Source organism: Acinetobacter sp. LCT-H3 (genome assembly GCF_001866125.1).
GTDB classification, from domain to species: domain Bacteria; phylum Pseudomonadota; class Gammaproteobacteria; order Pseudomonadales; family Moraxellaceae; genus Acinetobacter; species Acinetobacter schindleri.
In genome coordinates, this window is the sequence record NZ_MODX01000029.1 from 25,639 (window position 1) to 31,811 (window position 6,173).

The following is a 6,173-nucleotide window of genomic DNA, read 5'->3' on the forward strand; positions in this document are numbered from 1 at the left end:
CAGAAGGTTTCAAAAAGGGCTTTTCGCCCTTTTGAAGACTATAACCCAATAAACCTGATTAAGTCAAACAGTTTAATCAGATTATTTAATCTTTTATTGGTCGATAAACAAACTCATGCCCACCAGAAGATGCTGTTTCTTTTTCACCTAAGATATAACCTTGATTAAACAGTTTTTTTAGCTTCATGCTTGCGTTCGGAATAGAAACATCAAAATGATTAGCAATCAAAGAGGTTGTAACTTTTGGTTGTTCATAAATAAAATCTAGCAATTCTTGTGTTGCTGAATTAACTTTTGGACCTATCCAAAGCTGCTTGTCTTCATGCTTAATTAACAAAGGTTGCTCTTTAGCCTCTGCACCGTATTGCCAATTATCTATTAAATCTTTGTTCTTAAAATTTGTTAAATAAAAAGCTTTTTCCCCACGGAAATTTTTTGCCAGTGATACGATACTTTCTCTCGGGAAAGAGGCATCTGTAGCATCAATACCTCGTAAAGATACCTCGAAAATAGAGTACTCAGGGTGTTCATCAATATACATTGATATAGCTTGATAAACCTCTCTCCCTTCTTGATTGCCAAAAGCAACAGATGAGTTAACAAGTTTTCTAAGCTCTATAAAATTTTTTTTAGTCATCTGTTAAATTTAACCTGTTTAAACAGCTTCAGTCAATTATAAAATCAAAACAGATATGTGTGCCATGTATATATGTTAGATTTCTAAGTATATCTTCACTAATCAGCTCACCTTTTCGATAGATCAATTGAATACTAAAATTATTCAACCTAATACTTAGATTTGCATCAAACCTACTTGCATTATCAGTTGTACTTTTAAAACCTAATCCTCTACCACTACTTTTACCAAACCGAGTAATTCTTCCTTTTGAAAAAACTTCCAATGCCAAACCTATATCTGATTCTTCTTGGCCCTCAGGATATTTTTTATATAGATCTGGATAGTTATGTTTAAGAGTCGTCCTTAATGTTGCCACTACTCCTCTACCACTATCAGAAATTACAGCTTGTATATGCTGTTTTGAATTCGGTGGACTATATAGCTGTAATCCAGCAAATCCCTTCAATTTAGACTCACTATGATCACTGACATTCCCAATAAATTCAGCAAAAAATAGAGTGGCTACATTCGCATATTCTGATGATGTCTGCGCAATAAAACTTGTCCTCAAGTCACTTTTTAATTGTTTATTTTCACTCTGTGGACAAATTTCACCAAACTCAACTAAAGACTGACAATTTCCCTTAAATTGTTGTGCTGTTGAATAAGTAGGTCGTTTAGGTAAGACAATGATCCCTTTATTGGTGAAATCAAAAAAACCATTTCTATTCAAATAGCTATGTGCTCCAGAACAATTATCAAGATCTACAACAACCTTAATGCCATAATCATTAAGCTGATTTATCAATGAGATAAATCTAGCAATAACTTCCAATAATAATTTAGTATTTTTTTTAAAGATAAAGGATACCCTTGCCGTATCCTTGAAAAAATCACATCCCGCTAAAACCTTATTTTCATATACTTCCGCATCTATCCATCCGGAAGGAAAATCAATTTTTATTTCTTTAACATTTAACGGATTTTTATTATTCCACGTAAAATCAGACTCATCTCTTATATAGACATCAGAATGCTGCGCTAGGAATGAATTTATTTCTTTTTTATTCCATCCAAGAATTGCTGCTATTTCAGAGCCTTTTAAATTAGGTCTTACATCCAAAACATTTGCTATTGACTCTCTCACCTATCCCCCTCAAATATTTTTAAATAAATTAGGCTAAACAGAAGTCACCATTAATGATGGCTTCTGTAAGTAAAACTAAACCTCTTCCATCTCGATCAAGTTTTCCAAGGTCTGACTAAACGTATCTTGGAATGCTGAATCTTTACGGTAAAGGTTATACAAGTCCACCATATTCTTACGCTGTACTACCATAATTTCATCGAGCATCTTTTTAAATACCAATGCTCTGTTCTGTGGGTCTTGCGTCTGCTTATACTTCTTCATAAAGTTTTGATGCTGCTGAATACGTTTCACCAAATCAATGATTATCACCCGTTGATCTTGTGGTGTCGCACTCCAATCCTGAAACCACTTTTCATTAAACTTGGCAACGATCGAATCTAAAGTTTCATCATCATTTTCTTCGCTTGGATTACGAGGGTTTGGATTTTGTGGATCTAAAACCGTTTCTTCGGCATCAAGCGTAATGGTCTTGTTGATATGCTCACGCTTCAAGGCATAAGTACTTAAATCGACTGATTCCAACAGGTCATCAATACCATTTAAGCGTCCATCTTGTACATTCAGTTTCGGAATAAGGAATTTTAAGAACCAATACAATTGCTCCCACTCCTTGTTATTAAACCGTGAGATGGAAGAGACTTGAGCATAAATCTTAACGAACTGTTTTGCCTTAACTTTAAAATCAACCCGTTGCTCATGTTCCCAAGAGTCTTTTCTCTCTTCATCGAAACGTGTTGCCACTGTATCAATGATTGGGCTTAGATCACTGCCTGACGCATTACTAAAGAACAGTTCATTAAACTTCACCACTTCATGTAATTCGTAAATGCCTTTGTCATCTAATGCTGTTTTAATGTCATTCAGTACATTGACATTTGTTGCTTCAGACAATGAAGTCGAGGTGTAAAAATCATCAAAGGCTTTTTTAATATCATCAACATCATTGTAAAAATCTAAGATAAACAAGTCTTCTGTGCGTTTGTTGTATTTAGGCGCAGCACGGTTTAAACGTGACAAAGCCTGTACACATAGTACGCCTGTGAGCTTTTTATCAATATACATCGTGGTCAGTTTAGGCTGATCAAAACCAGTCAGATATTTGTTTGCTACAACCAAAATGCGGTTTTCATCTAGATCAAACTTTTCTTTTGTTTTTGTGTCATTAAAGCCATTCAACGATTCTTCAGTATAGGTTTTACCATCAACTTCTTTCTCACCTGAAAATGCAATCATGATGTTAAATGGTTTATTTTTTTGCTCTAGCAATTTTTTAAGTGACAAGTAATAGCGGATCGCAGCTTCAATGCTTTGAGTCACGACCATGCCCTTTGCTACGCCTTTGAGTTTTTTCTTATTGACTACATTATCAATGAAATGCTCCAGCATAATACTGGCTTTCGCATCAATCGATTGTTGCGACGCTTCCACATAGGCTCTTAAAATACGTTGTGCTTTTTTCGATTCAAACATTGGATTGTCTTCAATCGACTTTTGAATCTCATAAAAGCTCTTATATGTCGTATAGTTTGCCAACACATCTAAAATAAAGCCTTCTTCAATGGCTTGTTTCATACTGTATAGATGAAATGGTACATATTTGCCTGTCGCAACATCTAGTTGACCAAACTTTTCTAATGTGGTGTTTTTAGGCGTTGCAGTAAAAGCAAAGTACGATACATTTTCACGCTTTTTACGTGTGGTCATCATTGCCACAAGCATGTCCTGAACATCATCAGCATTTTTTAAGGCTTCATTGCCCATTGCTCGATTCATGCTGTTATGCGCTTCACCTGACTGTGAGCTATGTGCTTCATCAATAATAATGGCAAAATTTTTATCACTTAGATCAGTCACGCTATCCCAAATGATACGGAACTTTTGAATAGTGGTGATAATAATTTTTTTACCCGTTTCTAAAGCACTTTTTAGCTCTGCACTGTTCATTGCAGGGGCAATAATGTTTTTGATTTCCGAAAAATCTTTAATATTATCGCGCAGTTGTTTATCTAAGATTTTACGGTCTGTCACCACAATTACCGAATCAAACAAAGGCTGATGCAATGCTCGTTTGCCTGCTGCTAGTGCATTGTTTGGGTATGCTTCAATCAATTGAAAGGCTGCCCAAGTAATCGAGTTCGATTTACCCGAACCTGCCGAGTGCTGAATCAGATACGGTTTGCCCACACCGTGTTGTGACACATCACGAATGATTTTACGCACCACATCAAGTTGATGATAACGTGGGAAAAACAAGGTGCGTTTGCTGAGTTGATCTGAATCTTTACCGTCTAAACGGACAAAGTGTTGAACAATATTAACCAAGCTTTCTTTGGCAAAGATTTCTTCCCACAAGTATGCCGTTTTATATCCGTTTGGATTAACAGGATTACCTTGCCCACCTGATGCTGTACCTTTGTTAAATGGTAAGAAGTAGGTCTTTTTACCTTCTAATTTGGTGGTCATATAGACTTCATCGGTATCGACAGCAAAATGCACCAAGCAACGTGCAGGCGTAAGCAATGGCTGTGTTGGGTCACGATCTTCACGATATTGTTTTTGACCGTGATAACGTGCTGTTTGATTTGTCCATGCATTTTTAAGTTCCATCGTCACCAATGGCAAACCATTAAGGAAGATGACCATATCAATTTCTTCACGACGGTTTTTGAGTGAATACTGCACTTGTCGTGTCACGCTAAAAATATTAGACGCAAAATTTTGTTTAACCGATTGGCTACTGCTTGCCAATGGGCATGGGTACATAAAATGAAAATGTTGCTCATCAAGTGCCATGCCTTTTTTGAGCATATAGGCAATGCCATGTTTTTTAATGAGCTTGTCAAAACGTCCTAGAATTTTTTGTTTCCAGTCGTTTTTATTATAGGCTTTGTAGGCATCTAAGCTATCTTTTTGAGTGCTTTCTAAAAATTGAAAAAACAGTTTTTCATCAATGGCATAGTCTTCATTAAAGTCGGACACATGCCCGATGACATAGCCCAAACCCGTATGGGCTTGAGCGATGCCTTGAGCAAGGTCTTCTTTACAGATACCGACCAATGCACGTTCGATATTTTTTTCTAAAGCCAGTTCGTTTAAATTTTTGTTCACAAGTATTCCTCTACGCTCTGCATTGGCGGTTTATAATTTTTTAAAAGCTATATGAAGATTTATGCCACTTTAATTTTGCCTGTAACAGCATCATTAATGAGTGTGGTTTTATATTCTTTAAGCTTTTCAATTTGTGCTGTTAGATTGTTAAGAGCTAAATCAATTTTTATAGATTGCTCATTAATCGCTTCAATAATTTCATTCTGCTCTTCAAATGATGGAAAACCAATTTTCATATTGAAGAACATATGCCCATAAAATCGGAGTCGTGACGAATGTAAGCCAGTGGATACACGATTGTAATGTTCAATATATTTAGTGGTTTTCAATAGATACTCTAAATATTGAGCATTAAAGATATTAGGTTTCTTCTGTCTATAAACACCATAAGACGGACTCACTATTCCTTCATAAGCAGAAACCCCCAATGCCCCCATCCATGCCCACATAATGTTCATAACTAAGTCATTCTTTTTACATAATTTAGAGCCTGAATAATCTTCAGCCATAAACATAGAAACAATTTTTTCAGAGCGTGGCGTTACACCTGTCATATGTGAAACAGATAATAATTCTTCTTGCCCTTCAGATGAACGTTCATCAACTTCATCAAATAAAAATTTAGCTCGGACAACTTCCCAATGCTCAGGAATCTGCCCAATCCACTTCACACCCGAATCCATCGTTGGTACATTTGGATTTAAACCTTGCGTCACTGCTTTTTGAATCACAATTTGCTTACGTTCATTCAGTAAAGCAATTTGCTGTTCTTTAATGGCAATAGCTTGGTTCAGCTCACCAACCTTTGTATCTAAAAATTGTGATATTTCATGCTGACAATCAACATCAGGTAACCAAATAGTCGTGTCTTTAAGAATCGACTTAGTAATGCTATAAACTTTTACACCTTTAACAGCTTTACGAATTTGATTTCGAAAACTTAATGAATCAAACACATAAGCCAAAAATCTAACATTAATATTATTTTTAGGTCGAACAATGACTGTATGATAACCAGCAAAGGTCATCTGATGGCTATTCAAGTAAGTAAAATTTCCCGATCCATCAATATCTTCTGATGTATCAGCAAATACAAAGTCACCATATTTAAGTAAAGATTTTGGTGAACTTTTCAAGTAACTTTCCGATACACATTTTAATTGGTGAGCTTCAGGATTGACCTCAAAACCATATTTAGAATGGACTTCACCATAATTTACACAGGGAATTCCGACATCTTCTAAGTTTTCTTTAGTAATGTTTAAGCCTTTTCCAAAGTGAACCGTACCGGGTTTG

General features: G+C 35.7%; 4 protein-coding genes. All 4 read right to left on the minus strand.

Going from position 1 to position 6,173, the window contains the following annotated elements; all coding sequences use genetic code 11:
- Positions 1-85: 85 nt before the first annotated feature.
- Positions 86-637: a helix-turn-helix domain-containing protein gene (locus BK820_RS12845; protein ID WP_071321145.1), complete on the minus strand. Its 552-nt coding sequence runs from the start codon at positions 635-637 to the stop codon at positions 86-88.
- Positions 638-665: 28 nt separating this feature from the next.
- Positions 666-1,766, minus strand: a complete 1,101-nt coding sequence (locus tag BK820_RS12850; RefSeq protein WP_071321146.1) for a hypothetical protein — start codon at positions 1,764-1,766, stop codon at positions 666-668.
- A 75-nt stretch (positions 1,767-1,841) separates the two neighbouring features.
- On the minus strand, positions 1,842-4,877 hold the full coding sequence (locus BK820_RS12855) for a type I restriction endonuclease subunit R (RefSeq protein WP_071321147.1): 3,036 nt from the start codon (positions 4,875-4,877) through the stop codon (positions 1,842-1,844).
- Positions 4,878-4,936: 59 nt separating this feature from the next.
- The coding region (locus tag BK820_RS12860; protein ID WP_071321148.1) for a restriction endonuclease subunit S at positions 4,937-6,173 on the minus strand (1,237 nt) is incomplete at its 5' end.

Coding starts and splice junctions, on each gene's coding strand:
- BK820_RS12845 (WP_071321145.1), bottom strand. CDS start 637: ATGACTAAAAAAAATTTTATAGAGCTTAGAAAACTTGTTAACTCATCT.